This is a genomic window from Micromonospora sp. NPDC005172 (genome assembly GCF_040608555.1).
GTDB lineage: Bacteria > Actinomycetota > Actinomycetes > Mycobacteriales > Micromonosporaceae > Micromonospora.
Map to the genome: position 1 here is coordinate 1 of NZ_JBEXIL010000008.1, position 13,488 is coordinate 13,488.

At 69.2% G+C, this 13,488-nt stretch carries 19 protein-coding genes, 1 tRNA gene and 1 pseudogene; 10 read left to right on the forward strand and 11 right to left on the reverse strand.

Annotated features, from left to right (window positions below; translation table 11 throughout):
* The first annotated feature begins 179 nt into the window (after window positions 1-179).
* The 6 genes and pseudogenes from ABZV06_RS07455 to ABZV06_RS07480 all read left to right on the forward strand — a co-directional run bounded on the left by ABZV06_RS07455 (window position 180) and on the right by ABZV06_RS07480 (window position 4,692).
* The gene (locus ABZV06_RS07455) at window positions 180-2,303 is read left to right on the forward strand and encodes an MMPL family transporter (RefSeq protein WP_355619433.1); all 2,124 of its coding nucleotides are present in this window, start codon (window positions 180-182) and stop codon (window positions 2,301-2,303) included.
* Window positions 2,293-3,531 (forward strand): FAD-dependent oxidoreductase, encoded by a 1,239-nt coding sequence (locus ABZV06_RS07460; protein ID WP_355619436.1) that lies wholly within the window; start codon window positions 2,293-2,295, stop codon window positions 3,529-3,531. The genes ABZV06_RS07455 and ABZV06_RS07460 overlap by 11 nt, the downstream gene beginning before the upstream one ends.
* 100 nt (window positions 3,532-3,631) lie before the next feature.
* On the forward strand, window positions 3,632-3,763 hold the full coding sequence (locus tag ABZV06_RS07465; protein WP_355619439.1) for a hypothetical protein: 132 nt from the start codon (window positions 3,632-3,634) through the stop codon (window positions 3,761-3,763).
* Window positions 3,764-3,827: 64 nt separating this feature from the next.
* A tRNA-Ile gene (locus ABZV06_RS07470) sits at window positions 3,828-3,901 on the forward strand.
* Between the two features lie 83 nt (window positions 3,902-3,984).
* Window positions 3,985-4,378 (forward strand): annotated as a pseudogene (locus ABZV06_RS07475) (type II toxin-antitoxin system RelE/ParE family toxin).
* A complete protein-coding gene (locus ABZV06_RS07480; protein ID WP_120727370.1) occupies window positions 4,378-4,692 on the forward strand; it encodes a helix-turn-helix transcriptional regulator in 315 nt (104 codons plus the stop codon). Before ABZV06_RS07475 ends, ABZV06_RS07480 begins: the two are co-directional and overlap by 1 nt.
* Before the next feature lie 170 nt (window positions 4,693-4,862).
* Here ABZV06_RS07480 and ABZV06_RS07485 read toward each other — a convergent pair whose 3' ends face one another.
* Complete coding sequence (locus tag ABZV06_RS07485; RefSeq protein ID WP_355619442.1) at window positions 4,863-5,324, reverse strand: hypothetical protein; 462 nt, start codon at window positions 5,322-5,324, stop codon at window positions 4,863-4,865.
* 401 nt (window positions 5,325-5,725) lie between these two features.
* On the opposite strand from ABZV06_RS07485, the gene ABZV06_RS07490 reads away from it, so the two are divergent.
* A complete protein-coding gene (locus ABZV06_RS07490) occupies window positions 5,726-6,139 on the forward strand; it encodes a hypothetical protein (RefSeq protein ID WP_355619445.1) in 414 nt (137 codons plus the stop codon).
* A 153-nt stretch (window positions 6,140-6,292) separates the two neighbouring features.
* On the opposite strand, the gene ABZV06_RS07495 is transcribed toward ABZV06_RS07490, so the two are convergent.
* Window positions 6,293-6,613, reverse strand: a complete 321-nt coding sequence (locus tag ABZV06_RS07495) for a hypothetical protein (RefSeq protein ID WP_355619448.1) — start codon at window positions 6,611-6,613, stop codon at window positions 6,293-6,295.
* 406 nt (window positions 6,614-7,019) lie between these two features.
* Here ABZV06_RS07495 and ABZV06_RS07500 point away from each other — a divergent pair, with 406 nt between their 5' ends.
* Window positions 7,020-7,148, forward strand: coding sequence for a hypothetical protein (locus ABZV06_RS07500; protein WP_355619451.1), 129 nt, complete (start codon window positions 7,020-7,022; stop codon window positions 7,146-7,148).
* A gap of 165 nt (window positions 7,149-7,313) precedes the next feature.
* Here ABZV06_RS07500 and ABZV06_RS07505 read toward each other — a convergent pair whose 3' ends face one another.
* The 5 genes from ABZV06_RS07505 to ABZV06_RS07525 all read right to left on the reverse strand — a co-directional run bounded on the left by ABZV06_RS07505 (window position 7,314) and on the right by ABZV06_RS07525 (window position 10,497).
* Window positions 7,314-7,847, reverse strand: coding sequence for a hypothetical protein (locus ABZV06_RS07505; RefSeq protein ID WP_355619454.1), 534 nt, complete (start codon window positions 7,845-7,847; stop codon window positions 7,314-7,316).
* Window positions 7,848-7,885: 38 nt separating this feature from the next.
* Window positions 7,886-8,455, reverse strand: coding sequence for a hypothetical protein (locus tag ABZV06_RS07510; RefSeq protein ID WP_355619457.1), 570 nt, complete (start codon window positions 8,453-8,455; stop codon window positions 7,886-7,888).
* A gap of 215 nt (window positions 8,456-8,670) precedes the next feature.
* On the reverse strand, window positions 8,671-8,979 hold the full coding sequence (locus tag ABZV06_RS07515; protein ID WP_355619460.1) for a hypothetical protein: 309 nt from the start codon (window positions 8,977-8,979) through the stop codon (window positions 8,671-8,673).
* Window positions 8,980-9,142: 163 nt separating this feature from the next.
* Window positions 9,143-10,351 (reverse strand): helix-turn-helix domain-containing protein, encoded by a 1,209-nt coding sequence (locus ABZV06_RS07520; RefSeq protein WP_355619463.1) that lies wholly within the window; start codon window positions 10,349-10,351, stop codon window positions 9,143-9,145.
* A complete protein-coding gene (locus tag ABZV06_RS07525) occupies window positions 10,348-10,497 on the reverse strand; it encodes a hypothetical protein (RefSeq protein ID WP_355619466.1) in 150 nt (49 codons plus the stop codon). Before ABZV06_RS07525 ends, ABZV06_RS07520 begins: the two co-directional genes overlap by 4 nt.
* Before the next feature lie 180 nt (window positions 10,498-10,677).
* Here ABZV06_RS07525 and ABZV06_RS07530 point away from each other — a divergent pair, with 180 nt between their 5' ends.
* Together ABZV06_RS07530 and ABZV06_RS07535 are read left to right on the forward strand one after the other, a co-directional pair.
* Window positions 10,678-11,526 carry a helix-turn-helix transcriptional regulator gene (locus ABZV06_RS07530; protein ID WP_355619469.1) on the forward strand — a complete coding sequence of 283 codons (849 nt, stop codon included), beginning with the start codon at window positions 10,678-10,680 and terminating at the stop codon, window positions 11,524-11,526.
* The gene (locus ABZV06_RS07535; protein ID WP_355619472.1) at window positions 11,516-11,695 is read left to right on the forward strand and encodes a DUF397 domain-containing protein; all 180 of its coding nucleotides are present in this window, start codon (window positions 11,516-11,518) and stop codon (window positions 11,693-11,695) included. The genes ABZV06_RS07530 and ABZV06_RS07535 overlap by 11 nt, the downstream gene beginning before the upstream one ends.
* A gap of 10 nt (window positions 11,696-11,705) precedes the next feature.
* Here ABZV06_RS07535 and ABZV06_RS07540 read toward each other — a convergent pair whose 3' ends face one another.
* The 4 genes from ABZV06_RS07540 to ABZV06_RS07555 are packed head-to-tail and all read right to left on the reverse strand — an operon-like array spanning window position 11,706 to window position 13,484.
* The gene (locus tag ABZV06_RS07540; RefSeq protein WP_355619475.1) at window positions 11,706-12,158 is read right to left on the reverse strand and encodes an SUKH-3 domain-containing protein; all 453 of its coding nucleotides are present in this window, start codon (window positions 12,156-12,158) and stop codon (window positions 11,706-11,708) included.
* A complete protein-coding gene (locus tag ABZV06_RS07545) occupies window positions 12,158-12,676 on the reverse strand; it encodes a hypothetical protein (RefSeq protein ID WP_355619477.1) in 519 nt (172 codons plus the stop codon). Before ABZV06_RS07545 ends, ABZV06_RS07540 begins: the two co-directional genes overlap by 1 nt.
* Window positions 12,669-13,163 carry a hypothetical protein gene (locus tag ABZV06_RS07550; RefSeq protein WP_355619480.1) on the reverse strand — a complete coding sequence of 165 codons (495 nt, stop codon included), beginning with the start codon at window positions 13,161-13,163 and terminating at the stop codon, window positions 12,669-12,671. Before ABZV06_RS07550 ends, ABZV06_RS07545 begins: the two co-directional genes overlap by 8 nt.
* A gap of 3 nt (window positions 13,164-13,166) precedes the next feature.
* The gene (locus tag ABZV06_RS07555) at window positions 13,167-13,484 is read right to left on the reverse strand and encodes a hypothetical protein (protein WP_355619483.1); all 318 of its coding nucleotides are present in this window, start codon (window positions 13,482-13,484) and stop codon (window positions 13,167-13,169) included.
* Between the last annotated feature and the right edge of the window lie 4 nt (window positions 13,485-13,488).

A 13,488-nucleotide genomic window follows, 5' to 3' on the forward strand; every position in this document is an offset into this window, starting at 1 on the left:
GGCGCGGGGCGCGGGGCGCGGGGCGCGGGGCGCGGGGCGCGGGGCGCGGGGCGCGGGGCACGGGGCGGTGGAATGGGAGGGTTTGGGCCGCTTGGGGCTCGATTGGCCGGCAGGATGGTCGACGTCGACTTGGACTCCCACTGCGTCGATTGATGCGTCGATTGTTGGGGTGAGCGCGAATGACCGGACGAGGGGGCTTCGGCCGGGCCACGCTGGTCGCGGTGGTGGTCGTGCTGGCCTGGCTGGTGATCGGAGCGGTGGCCGGCCCGTACGCTGGGCGGCTCGGTGAGGTCTCCACCAACGACAACGCCGCGTTCCTCCCGACTGACGCCGAGGCGACCCGAGCCCAGGACCTCGCCGGTGGTTTCGTCGATCGGGAGACGACGCCGGCGCTTGTCGTCTACGAGCGATCGTCGGGGATCACCGACGCCGACCGGCAGCGGGTGGCCGCCGACGTGGCCCGCTTCGCCCGGGTGCCCGGCGTGGTCACTCCGCTGCCACCGCCGATCCCCAGTGCGGACAGCCAGGCGCTACAGGTCGTCGTGCCGGTGTACGACGCCGAGGGTGAGGAGATCGGCGCGGTCGTCCAACAGGTGCGTGACATCGCCGGCGGTGACCGGGACGGGCTGAGCGTGGACGTCGCCGGCCCGGCCGGTCTGCTCGCGGACCTGATCGAGGTCTTCTCCGCCATCGACGGGCCACTGCTGCTCGTCACGCTGGTGGTGGTGCTGGTCATCCTGCTGATCGTCTACCGCAGCCCCGTTTTGTGGATCTTTCCGCTGCTGGCCGCCGGCATGTCGTACGCGCTGGCGTCGGTCTTCGTCTACCTGCTCGCCGACGCCGACATCCTCAAGCTCAACGGGCAGGCGCAGGGCATCCTCACCGTGCTGGTGTTCGGTGCCGGCACCGACTATGCGCTGCTGCTGATCGCCCGCTACCGAGAGGAGTTGCACCGCCACGAGCGACCGTGGGGCGCGATGCGTGCCGCGTGGAGGGGTGCTGCGCCGGCCATCATCGCGTCCGGCGGGACGGTCATCGTCAGTCTGCTCTGCCTGCTGCTGTCCAGCCTCAACTCCAACCGGGCGCTCGGCCCGGTCGCCGCCATCGGCATCGCCGCCACGCTGCTGGTGATGCTCACCTTCCTGCCCGCGCTGCTGGTGCTCGGCGGCCGGTGGGCGTTCTGGCCCCGACGTCCCCGGGTCGACCAGGCCGATCCCCAGGCCGAGCACGGCGTCTGGAGCCGGATCGCCGGCTTCGTGGCCCGCCACGCCCGTCCCATCTGGTTGAGCACGGCCGTCGTCCTGGCGATCCTCACCCTCGGCCTCACCCAGCTCGGCGCGACCATCCTCGGTCAGTCCGACCTGTTCACCCAGCGCACCGACTCGGTGGACGGCCAGGAGGTGATCGCCCGGCACTACCCGGCCGGCACCGGCAGTCCGGCCACCATCTTCGCCACCGAACGGGCCGCGCAGCAGGTGGCCCAGGTGGCGCAGGGCGTACGCGGGGTGGCGGCGGTCCGCCCGTTCAGCGGCGGTCAGCAGAACGGTCCTCCCGACCCGAATACTGCCCCGAAGGTCGTCGACGGGCGGGTGCAGTTGGAGGCGACGCTCACCGACGCGCCGGACAGTGACGGTGCCGAGCGCACCATTCGTGACCTGCGGGTGGCCGTACACCAGGTGCCCGGCGCGGACGCCGTGGTGGGCGGGTTCACCGCGATCAACGTGGACACCTCGGACGCCGCGAGGCGCGACCAGAACGTCATCATCCCGGTGGTGCTGGTGGTCATCGCGGTGATCCTGGCCCTGCTGCTGCGCGCGCTCCTCGCGCCCCTGCTGCTCATCGGCACGGTGCTGCTCAGCTTCGCGGCCACCCTCGGCCTCTGCGCGCTGCTGTTCCGCCACGTCTTCGACTTTCCCGGCGTGGACTCGTCGTTCCCGCTGTTCGCGTTCGTCTTCCTGGTCGCGCTCGGCATCGACTACAACATCTTCCTGACGAGCCGGGTCCGCGAGGAGTCCGTCAGGCGGGGCACCCGGGCCGGTGTGCTGGCCGGCCTCGCCGTCACCGGTGGGGTGATCACGTCGGCCGGGATCGTGCTCGCCGCGACGTTCTCCGCCCTCGCCGTCCTGCCGCTGGTGGTGCTCGTCGAGTTGGGTACGGCGGTCGCGATCGGGGTACTGATCGACACGATCATCGTCCGGTCGCTGCTGGTGCCCGCGCTCGCGTACGACATCGGGCCGAAGATCTGGTGGCCGGGCCGGTTGTCCCGGACGAACGGTGAGCGGGAGGCGCGCGATGCTGGCTGAGACCGACGTGGTGGTCGTCGGCGGAGGCCTGGCGGGCCTCGCCGCGGCCCGCCGGCTGCACCGCGCCGGCGTGCCCTGGCGGCTGGTGGAGGCCGGCGGTCGGCTCGGGGGCCGGGTGGCGACCGACGTCGTCGACGGGTACCTGATCGACCGTGGCTTCCAGGTGCTCAACACCGCCTACCCGCGGCTCGGGGCGCTGCTCGACACCGATCGCCTGAACCTCGGGTACTTCACCTCCGGTGTCCTGGTCCGCCGCGGTGACGACCTGCTGCGGCTGGTCAACCCGCTGCGCGAGCCGACCGGCGGGCCGCGCACCGCGCTCGCCGACGTCGGCTCGCTGCCCGACCGGCTCCGCTTCGCCGCGCTCGCTACCGGGTGCGCGACGCTGCCGGCGTCCCGGCTGCTGGCCGCGCCCGAGACCACCACGGAGACGGCGCTGCGCCGCGCCGGCCTCTCCGACGCGATCATCGAGGAGCTGCTGCGGCCGTTCCTGTCGGGTGTGTTCGTCGACCGCGAGCTGGCGACCTCCAGTCACGTGTTCGCGATGGTGCTGCGCTCGTTCGCCCGGGGCCGCATCGGCCTGCCCGCCGAGGGGATGGCCGCGCTGCCCCGGGTCATCGCCGACCCGCTCCCCACCGACCTGCTCGACCTGGACACCCCGGTCGCGCAGGTCGCGCCCGGCCTGGTCCGCACGCAGGCCGGCGACATCCGCTGCCGGGCCGTCGTGGTCGCCGTCGACCCGCCCGCCGCGGCCGCGCTGCTGCCGGCTCTGGCGAGGGTACGCATGCACAGCTACACCACGTACTACCACAGCGCTCCCGAGCCGCCGCTCGCCGAGCCGATCCTGCTCGTCGACGGCGACCGTCGGGAGATCGTGGCGAACACGGTGGTGCTCAGCAACGCCGCCAGCACGTACGCGCCGGCCGGGCGGCACCTGGTGGCGACCTCGGTGGTCGGCCCGACGGCCCCGCCCGAGCCGACCGTCCGGGCCGAGTTGACCCGGCTGTACGGCCGATCCACCGCCGACTGGACGCACCTCACCACCGTGTCCATCCCGGACGCCCTGCCCGCCGCCCCGCCTCCGCAGGGACGGCTGCGCAAGCCCGTCGCGCTCGCCGAAGGGCTGTTCGTGGCCGGTGACCACCGGGACAGCCCATCGATCCAGGGCGCTCTCGCCAGCGGCTGGCGGGCCGCCGGTGCCGTGTTGGAGGAGCTGCGCGCCGGCTGACCCCGCGCCTCGAAAGAGGACGATCGCCCCTGGTGGGAGGTCGGGATGATCGCGATCAGCGGTGCCGCCGGTTTCGTGGTGGGCGCGGTAAGCCCTGCTGGTGACCTACGTCATGGTCGCCGCCGGTACCGAGCCGGGCGAAGAGTGGCTCTGGGGCGTCGTTGTGGCAGCCTGGCTGCTCACTGTTATCCTCGCGTTGCCCATCGTGCTGCTGTGGCGACGGCGGCGGTGATGGGACGGGGCCGCATTGGCGCTGGCCCGTGATCCACCGGGCGGGATAAGATCCGCGCGGTTCCGGGGCGGTAGCTCAGCCGGTTAGAGCAGGGGACTCATAATCCCTCGGTCGCGGGTTCGAGTCCCGCCCGCCCCACCGACCGATGTCATTCAGCTCTCGACCTGCGCTTCTCGGTTCGTATGCTGTCCCGAGGTATAGGCTGGGCTATAGTTAGCCCCATGCCTCACGGCCCCGATCGTCGCTGGGCAATCAGAACGACAAGCGATGTACGCGACTGGTTGCGCTCGCTCCGCCAAACCGATCCGGCGACCTACCGGTCGGTCAACGTGGCGATCGACATGCGTCGCTGACGCCGGTCCGGGTCTGGGGCGTCCACTGGTCGACACGCTCAAAGGTTCGAACATCAGTAACCTCAAGGAGCTGCGACCAAGATCTGGGCGGGAAGTCGCCATCCGAGTTCTGTTCGTCTTCGATCCCTGGTCGCAGGCGGTGCTGTTGGTGGCCGGCAACAAGGCCGGCGACTGGTCTCGATGGTATGAGGAAGCGATCCCGGTCGCCGAGGTCGCGTACGAGGGCTGGCTCGCCTTTGAGAGGAAGCGGAGGGAGGGCTGATGGGCGACTTCCATGACTGGGACGACATCCGTGCCGAGTTGCACGACGGGGACGACGACGCGCTCGATGTGGAGCGTGCCCGTACCGAGGCGTGGGTCAGCGCATTCCACCTCGCCGAGGAGCGTAAACGGCTCGGTCTCACTCAGCGGCAGGTGGCCGAGTTGATGGGGGTCACGCCGGGCCGAGTCAGCCAGATCGAGAACGGCGACCTGGAGGCCAACGAGGTCGCGACCCTGAGCCGGTACGCCCGAGCGCTGGGCGCTCGGATGCGCATCATCTTCGACTACGGCAGCGATCTTCGTCAGATCGCCTGATCCTGCGTCGGGCCGCCGAGCCGCGCTCCTGGCCTGAGCATCCGCAGGGGCAGCGGGTCACCGGCGATGGTCACCGCCTGGTTCGCATGGTGGTACCTCCGGCCCACCACTTGCCTCTGGTCGGCCATGCTTCCGACGAGCCAGGCGAGCCGCATCGAGGTCCGATGCCATCAATCGAGGCAGTGGACGTGGACGGCGATGTGCTGTGGCGAAGCGCCGCCCGTGTCTCGGTGTAGGACCTCAAGTTCGACACGGTGCCGGTCCACTGAGGCGGGCTCGTTCTCCTCGCCGACCAGGCAGGTGGGATACGTGCCCTCGTTGTGCAGTGTCCCGCGCGCGTCCTGCCAGCTTTCGGCGATCACGGAGTAGATCGTGTCGCCATCGAGAGGGTTCCGGAGCGCCCCGTCTTCGGCAAACGCGATGGACCTGGTTTCGTCGTTCGACCAGGTGACCGTCCCAACGAGCAGCTCCGGCTTGGCAGTGTGCGGATCGTCGCCGAGCTTGGCCGCCCCGAAGCCGCCGATCAGCCCTACGGCGACCAGCGCCAGAGAGATCGCAACCGTGCGGAGGCGGCGAGTTGGTGGGGTAGGGGCCGGCGCCACCTGCATCGTGTCGGGCGATGGCACTGACATGGGTGCACGGTACGCGATCGGCGCTTACCGGGCTGGCCCGCAAGTTTCTCTCCTGCCGCCATCCGCGCTGACGTCGCGGATCGGTTTGGGACGACTGTCACACGTCAGCCGACGGAGGGCAGCCATCGACGGCTTTCTCTAGTCTCACCTGATGCTCGACGATTGGTCTGGACAGCCAGTCCTCCGTCGATACTCTTGGTCGCCATCGACCCCCTGATGGCTGCCGAAGGCCGCACATCGGTCGACCGTGCGGATCCGGCCGGTGTGCTCAGGCGAGGCGGAGGTGCGTGATGATGGTTCGTCGGCGCTGCCTGTTCTGGGGTGCGGCCTTGGTAGTGCTGGCTGGCTGCAACTCGGAGGTGAACGACCCGCATGAGGGTGCACTACCCAAGGGAGAAAGCTTGGGGGAGATGCGCCAGCAAGCGGGTGAGGCCCTGGCCCGCTACGAGCAGGCGCTTATCAACGCTGAGGGTGCGGACACCGTCACCGTGACACCGCCGCCATGGAACTCCCCACCCGGCATCTCCATCGAATCAGCCACCAGTACCAGGGCCGGCACCCGGTTGACTGTCACCTTCACTGGTACTCGGGAACCGGCAACCAGACCGTGCGGTGCCGACTACCACGCCGAGGCGGTCGAGTCGGCCAACGCCGTCGTCGTAATCGTTATCGCCCAGCCCCACGCCGCCAACGAGGTATGCACGCTTGTCGGCTACCGACGAACTGCCAGTCTGACCTTGGCTCAGCCTCTGCGCCAACGGGTGGTCCTCGAAGCGAGGCAAGGGCAGCCAGTTCCCCTGACCACTCCCGAGTGAGCACCGCAAAGCGGGTCGCGCCGGCACGGCCCCGGACTCATGGCGGAGATGGCTCTGAGGCCCGCGGTGTGGCCGCAGGAGCAGGCGACCGTTTCTGATGGGAGATGAGGGTCTGGCCGAGGTCGCCGCCTGTTCGCTCGATCGCGTCCGTGGTCAGGAGGTCGTCGGGGCGTGGCCCCGAGGGGCTGCTTCCCAACGCACGCCGGGCGGAACGAGGCCGAACCAGGCTCCGATGGCGGCCATCGAGGCGACGAGGTACGCCGCCCACCACCCGAGCAGCGCCCACATACCTTGGGCGACGATGTCGGCCAGGCCGAGCACGAAAAACACGAGAAAGAGGTAGGCCAGACGGCCGTACGAGAGGCTCCTGTTCTTCGGCAACTCCCAAGCCGTGCGGAACGGAATGAGGCTGACCCCGTAGGGACGACGGAGCAGCGTGAAACTCGCCGGCCAGAGCCGCCCGTAACCGGCCACGTCGATTACGCTGACGCCGGGCCCGTGCCGGATCGTAGCCTGACGCGACCTGGTCAGCTCGCGCAACCACGGTTCCCAGACGACACGTTGGTGCAGGACACCGCCCCTGCCCCGGCCGCTCACCGTCAGCCACACGGAGTATCCCTGGGGGCTGGTGTCGGACCCGCCGGCGGCGCTTGCGGCGTGCGCCGCAGCGGTGACCCGCCCCGCGCTTCTCGACTGCCCTCCCTGCGCCAGATGCGCGGTCACCAGGACGCGCCTCGCGGGAGCACGAGCGGCAGCCCACCACTGAACCAGGCGGACGAGCCAGGACAGCACCAGAAAAGCTCCCGGAGCCAGCGCCACGCGAATGGCGGCCCCTCCGTGCCCGGCCCGCGGGTCGGTACTCAGCCGGTACCCCAGCGCGATGAGGGCGGCCAACGCCACGACGCTGCCGATCACGAACATCGGCGCGCGGGCACGCCGACTCGCCGAGCTAGCTGTACTTCCGCTGCTGGCCATCGCGCCGTCCTACCTGCTCGCCTCCCAGAAGTAGCCACGACGCTAGCAACGCCGAGCAAGGCTCACACCGCGCGTCCGTTCCAGATTCCACCGCGTTGCACAGCGTTGGCGTGCCGTGCAGTGCGGTCGCGGACGGGCCCTGAGCTGATCAAGTCATGCCGATGATGAGCGGGCGGTTCGCAAGGATGCCCCGTCCAGATCAATCCTGGATTGGATCGGCCGGCGTGAGCACGACGCGTCGAGTGTGATCCAGGTGGCGCGTGATCGTGTACCTGCCGGTGGCGCCAACCCTCGGGGCCTGGCCGGTCCATTCCAGCGCTGCTGAACAATCTTCGAACCGCACCACGTACTCCCTGTTCGAGGTGAAGAGGTGAGTGACGGTGGCGATGACAGCAGAGCCGATCGGGAAGCGCGTCTTGAGGGCCAGCCACTTCTCGGGGCTGAGGTTGGTGGGAAGGTAGGTCCGGGAGCGGAACGACGCGTCGAGTGGGAAGAGACGCACCTGACCTGGCCGGTGCTGGAGAACCTCGAACGTCAGCACTGCGCCAACCGAAGGCCACTCGGCTGGGTCGTGAGGCAGGACGAGGACGTCGACGAAGCCCTCCACATCCTGGCCCAGGTCCACGAGCAGCCCGATCGCTCCGGGCCTCGGTATGCGGACGACCTGGCCCGTGACGTGTTCACCCACGGGCAAGCGACTGCGGGCCACATCGAGCTCATCCCACTCTGCCACGGGCGACAGCCTCCTCGGACGCCTCGGATCCATGCCTCCTACAGCCACTCCATGTCGATGTTGCCGGAGTAGACGCGCGCAACCCGATAGTCGGGACGTCCGAACAGCTCCGCTTCGCCGTTGTAGATCGCGATCAGCGAGCCTCCCTCATGCCACCAGGTGTCGACAATGCCGGCAGTCTCTGGCACGGGTCGCATACCGGAGAGGTCAAGGTCGGCAACCGCGTCGCCAGAAAGCCTGGTAACCGTCTCTGCGATCTGCTCTGCCGACTCGGCGAGCGCCAGTGACTCGACCCAGCCTTCGATGCGGACGTGCAGAGGCACCCAGCTGTCCATGGCGATGCCGAAGCTTCCGTCAGGTCCGATCAGGAAGGAGTACGGCAACGCCGTCCGTTGCGGTCCTGCCTCGAACCACCAGCCCGGCTCGGGGAGGTCGTTCTCCCACTCCGGTGTGTCGGCGCGCAGCATTTGCGGCCCTCCGTCGTAGCTGAACGACGGAGGTAGGGCGAGTCCGCCCCAGCGAGCCTGATAGCTCTCCGCCCGGTCGACGACTTCCGACGGAATGCCGTTGGCCTCCCACTGCTCGCGCCAGTCACTGACAGAGGGCACGTCGAGCCAAACTCCATGGACTGCCACGAAGCGGCGAGCCCGGGCACTCAGGCTGGACGCTGCGTCACGGACGTATCGCGTCACGCGGGCAGCTTATTCGATCTTCCGTGCGCCTCTGGCTTGGCAGCGAACGCCTCGGATCCATGCTTCCGGCACGCGGTGGTTTCTGCGAGCGGCCAGGCTAGGGCAGCAAGACCTCGAGGCTCTGCCCCTCCCTACTCCGGGGAAGGGGCATCCACGTACTCGCCGAACGGCTCGATTGATCCGTCCCAGCCGAGCCAGCCCTGTTGGGTCATCCGTCCGTCGGCGTAGATGTAGGACCAGCGGGCGCCGTCCTCACCTTCGAAGTGGACGACCCCGGAGCGGACGAACGGCGCGATCGCGACGTAGAAGGCGATGGCCTGGTGCGACCACTTGGGGTCGCCCTCGTCGTCGTGATCGAACTCGATCCAGTCCCCGTCGCGGGTGATCGAGGCCCTGGCCTCGCACGCGATGTCGACGAGCCGGTCACTCACGTCAGCCATGTCGGGCTCGTACCAACGACTCTGTTCGGCCATGGCTGCCTTGGCAACGGCGGTCGCAGCGGCATCGTCCGACTCCGGTAGGTGCAGACGGCCGGAAGGCCACACCGAATATCCCACGGCGGGCAGTCTACGGTCGTCGATGTTCTGCGACTAGAACGGCGACCTATCGCCGGGTCAGTCCGACGGCGGCGGCCAAGCGGGCCACGTCGGCTGCTGTTGGGCCGGCTCGTAGCGCGGCGGTCAGCGCCTCCCGGGCCACGGGGCGGGTCCGCATCTCCGCAGGCGCGACGCGATCGGCGTTGACCAGGGCCTGGCCGGCTGCGCCCGTGTCGCCGAGGTTCAGGTGGGCACGTGCGATGTCGATCAGGTGGGCGGCTCGATGTTCGGCGGGGAGCAGGTGCCAGCCGTTGGCGCCGATGGCCCGTCGGTGTCTGAGCACGGCCAGGTGGTGATCCCCGGACCACGTCGCGATCAGCGCGCGAGCGAGGTCTACCGCAGTGGCGCTGAACGCGATGCCGTCGTGGTCGTGGCAGCCGGCGTCGGCCGCGAGGCGGGCCGCGCGCTCGGTGAGTTCACCCGCAGCGGTGACGTCCGAGCTGATGGCGGCGGCGAGCGCCGCTTCGATCAGCAGGGTCCCCGCTACGCCCGTGCGGCGGGGGTCGGGCCGTGCAAGGTCGATCTGGCGTACGGCGTCCATGGCGGCCGTCATCGCCAGCCGGCTCTGACCCAGGGTCCGCAGTGCCTGCGCAAGGGAGATCGCCGCGAGGCTGCCGCGCCACGGGTCGCCGTTGGCGGCGCTCATTGCCCGGTCGGCGGCCAGCCAGGCCAGGTCGCCCTCGCCGAGCTTGACCAGCACGTGGGCGGCGAGCCGGTGTACTCGCACCGAGAGATCCGCTGCCTCGTGCGGGTGCGGGTGGCAGAGGTGGCGGCTGTCGGCGAGCAGGCCGGGCAGCAGCCGTAACACCTGTGGATGGTGACCGTGGCGGTACGCCGTCCACGCGTACCCCGCCTGGCTGTCAAGCTCGACCAACGACGGCGTTGGCCGGTCGACGCTGCCGAGACCGGGCAGGTCGTAGCGGGCGAGCGCCGCGCGAACCTGGTCCACGTCACCGCCGGTGTCGGCGACCGACTCCCGCGTCGCGTTGCCGGCGAGCAACACGTCGGGCGCTACGCCGAGGGCTCCGGCCACCGTCTCGATCACCGACAGTCGATCGAGGGTACGGACGCCTCGCTCGACCTTGTCCACCCAGCTCTTCGACCTGCGAATCCGGTCGGCGAACACCTGTTGGCTCATGCCGCGTCGTGCGCGGAGTTCCGCCATCCTTCGCCCGATGGGCGGCTCGTTGCGGTGGCGGCTGCCGGATTCGCTCATCGCTCTCGCTCCGCGGATGACGACATGGTCTCCGTGGACTCGCCGCAGCGCGGGCACCAGCGGGACTTGACCCGGAACGCGAGAAGCCCGACCAGGAAACCTGGCACCAGGCCGCCGAACACGATCGGCACGACTTCGGAAATCATGCGCACGCTCGCTCTCTGGCCAGCTCGGACGGTCTGTCGGCTGCTCGTGGTGACGCTTCGTAGCCGACAGCTATCAGCGTTGCGCATCATGTGATGCATAGCAAGGAGACGCACATGATCGACACGCCGAGCACGTGAGCTAGGGCACGCAGAAATGCGAGTAGGGCGCAGAATCACGACATGCCTCGATTCATTTCCGCGACGCCACGCTCCCGCCGTCTGGGCCGGGAGCTCCGCAAGCTCCGCGAAGCCAAGGGACTCACCGGAGAGGCGACGGCCGACATCGTCGACTGCTCGCCGTCGCGGATCAGCCGCATCGAGACAGGCGAGATCAGGCCTCGTGCCGGTGACGTGATGGAGTTGCTCGTCGCGTACGGCGTCAGGATCGACGAGGAGCCGGGCACCTCGCTGCTCGACCAGGCGCGGGCGCTGCGCGAGGACGGTTGGTGGCAGCGCCTCGGCGGTAAGTACGCCACCTACATCGCGTACGAGATCGAGGCCGTGGAGCTCAAGAACTTCGAGCCGATGCTGGTGCCCGGTCTGTTGCAGACCGAGAGCTACGCCCGCGAGGTCAACGTGATCGGCCGGGAGACGGAGCCGGACACCATCGACCAGCGAGTCGCCGCCCGGATGACCCGGCAGGAGGTGTTGCGCCGGCAGCCGAATCCGTTGCGGATGCACGCCATCCTCTCCGAGGCGTCGCTGCGCACCGAGGTCGGCGGCCCGGACGTGCTGCGTGAGCAGCTCGACCACCTGGTCGCGCAGAGCCGGCTGCCGAACGTGACGATCCAGGTGCTGCGCTTCGAGGCCGGCGCGCACCTGGCTGACAGCAGTGGATTCGTTCTGCTCAGCTTCGAGCAGGATGAGCCGCCGCTCGGCTACATCGAAACCCTGGCCGGTGAGCTGTTCCTTGAGTCGAGTCGCGACCTGGCGCGGCTGTCGGCGGCGTACGACAATCTGAAGATGCTGGCGATGTCGCCCGCCGAGTCGGTCACGTTCATCAAGGAGCTGAGCAAGCATGGAACGTAACACCTGGCGCACGTCGAGCCGTTCCGGCAGCAACGGTCAGTGCGTGGAGGTGCGGGACCGGGGCACCGGGGTCGACGTTCGCGATTCCAAGGCTCCGGATGCCGGGGTGTTGAGCTTCGCGCCGGCCGCCTGGGCGGCGTTCATCAGCAGCGCCAAGCAACCTCGCTGACCGCGGCCCGTTACCGCCCGGCCGGGGCCTCTTCGCCCTCGAGCAGTCGGCCCAGGCCGGTCAGGCCAGGGCCGATCCTCTTGATCTGGTCGTTGAAGAGCAGATAGAGCGTGCCGTCCTCGTCCATGGCCAGGCTGGCGTGCCCGTCGTGTTCCTCGCCAAGCGGGTAGAGCAGACCGGCCGTGGATCCGGAGAGGCTGTCGAACCAGAGCTTCTGACCGAGGCACAACAGTGGGTCGAGCCGTACACCGATGCGGGCCGAGTCCCGACCGGGACCGCTCACCGGCACGACCAGTCCACCGAACTCGGTGAGGAAGGCTCGCGCGGGAGCGTGCATGGCAAAGCCCTCCGGGGCGAGCGCCGACTCCCACTCGCCGACGTCCATCCGGCGGCGTGGTGACCAACCCGCCATCCGGAGGGCCTGCGCCGCACGGTCCGGCAGTGCGCGGTCGTCTCCCCGCATCACAGCACCTCTCTCAGGTCGAACTCGTTGCGCAACGACTTACAACTGTTGCAGCACGGGTTGTGCGCGCCGTGTCCGGGGTTACCCGGAGCGCGAATCCGTGCGGCCCCGATCGCGCCACCGCGCGGGTCGATGCCCCGGTCCAGCAGCTTTGACAACGACTGCGGTAGCGCGCAGTTGCCGTGCCATGGCGCGCGAAGGTTCTGCGGCACCCGGTCGAGCGCACCGGCCACCTCGCCGTTGTGCGGATAGATCCGGTCGGGGCCGTCGCTCACCGAGACGGCGGTGTGCCGCCCGTCCGCCGTGGTCACGGCCTCGGCGGTGCCATTGACCCGTCCGTTGCGCTGCTGGCGGTCGGCCTCCTGACGGGCACGGTACGAGGCCTGCCGCGCGGGAGAAGCGTTTCTGGTAGGCCGTGCGTCCGGATTTCCGCGGCGTCGCCGCTTGACCTTCTTGAGGTCTCTGACCCATTCCCGGGCGAACTTGGCGGCGATCTTGCCGGTGCGGTTCCTAACCATCGGCCAACCGCCAGAGGGCTTCCTGCATCAGGTTGCCGACGATGGTGCGGGTCAGCGTCTGGAACACCGGAATCTCCAGCAGCGAGGCGCCGAACGTCGGGCCAGCGGTGGCGATCGCCTGCGCGATCTGGATCGCCAGCAGGACCAGTTGCACAATGACCGCGATCTTCAGGGCCAGTACGATCGCGGCAGCGATCATGAGTCCGGCACCGCCGACCAGCGCGCCGGTTCCGTTGCTCTGAAGGCTGTCGACAGGGCTTTCCTGTTGGCCCCACCAGGCACGGAATGCCTCGATATCGGCACCCTCGTTGCCGCTCAGCGCGGCCTTGGCGGCCGTCTCCGCCTGCTGAATGAACTCGGCCACGTCACTGCTGAACTCGCACCAGGCCTGGCCGAGCTCAAAGAGCTTCTGCTCGTCAGAAGCTGGCCAGGTGTAGCCCAGGATGTCGAGCAGGCTGCGCAGCTCACCCGGAATCTGCAGACCCACCCGTCAGCCTTCCATTCGTTTGAGCAGCACGCGAAACAGGTCGCCGGTGTCGGCCTCGTTGGCTTCGTGGGCACGAGCCATCCCGGTCAGGTCGTCGCCAGCGAAACCGACCTCATCGAGCGCCTCGAGCAGTGACTCGAAGACGTACGCCGCCGCTTCGTCGTATGCCACGCCGAGCAGTGACCCGGTTTCGTCGTCGCCGAAGGCGGGACCGATCGATGCCAGTCGGGCCTGGAAGGCGGTCAGCTTGTCGGCGAAACCGTCCGCCAACGACCGCATGGTGGTGCCGGCAGCCGAGAGGCCCTCCGGGTCGATCTGCACGGCG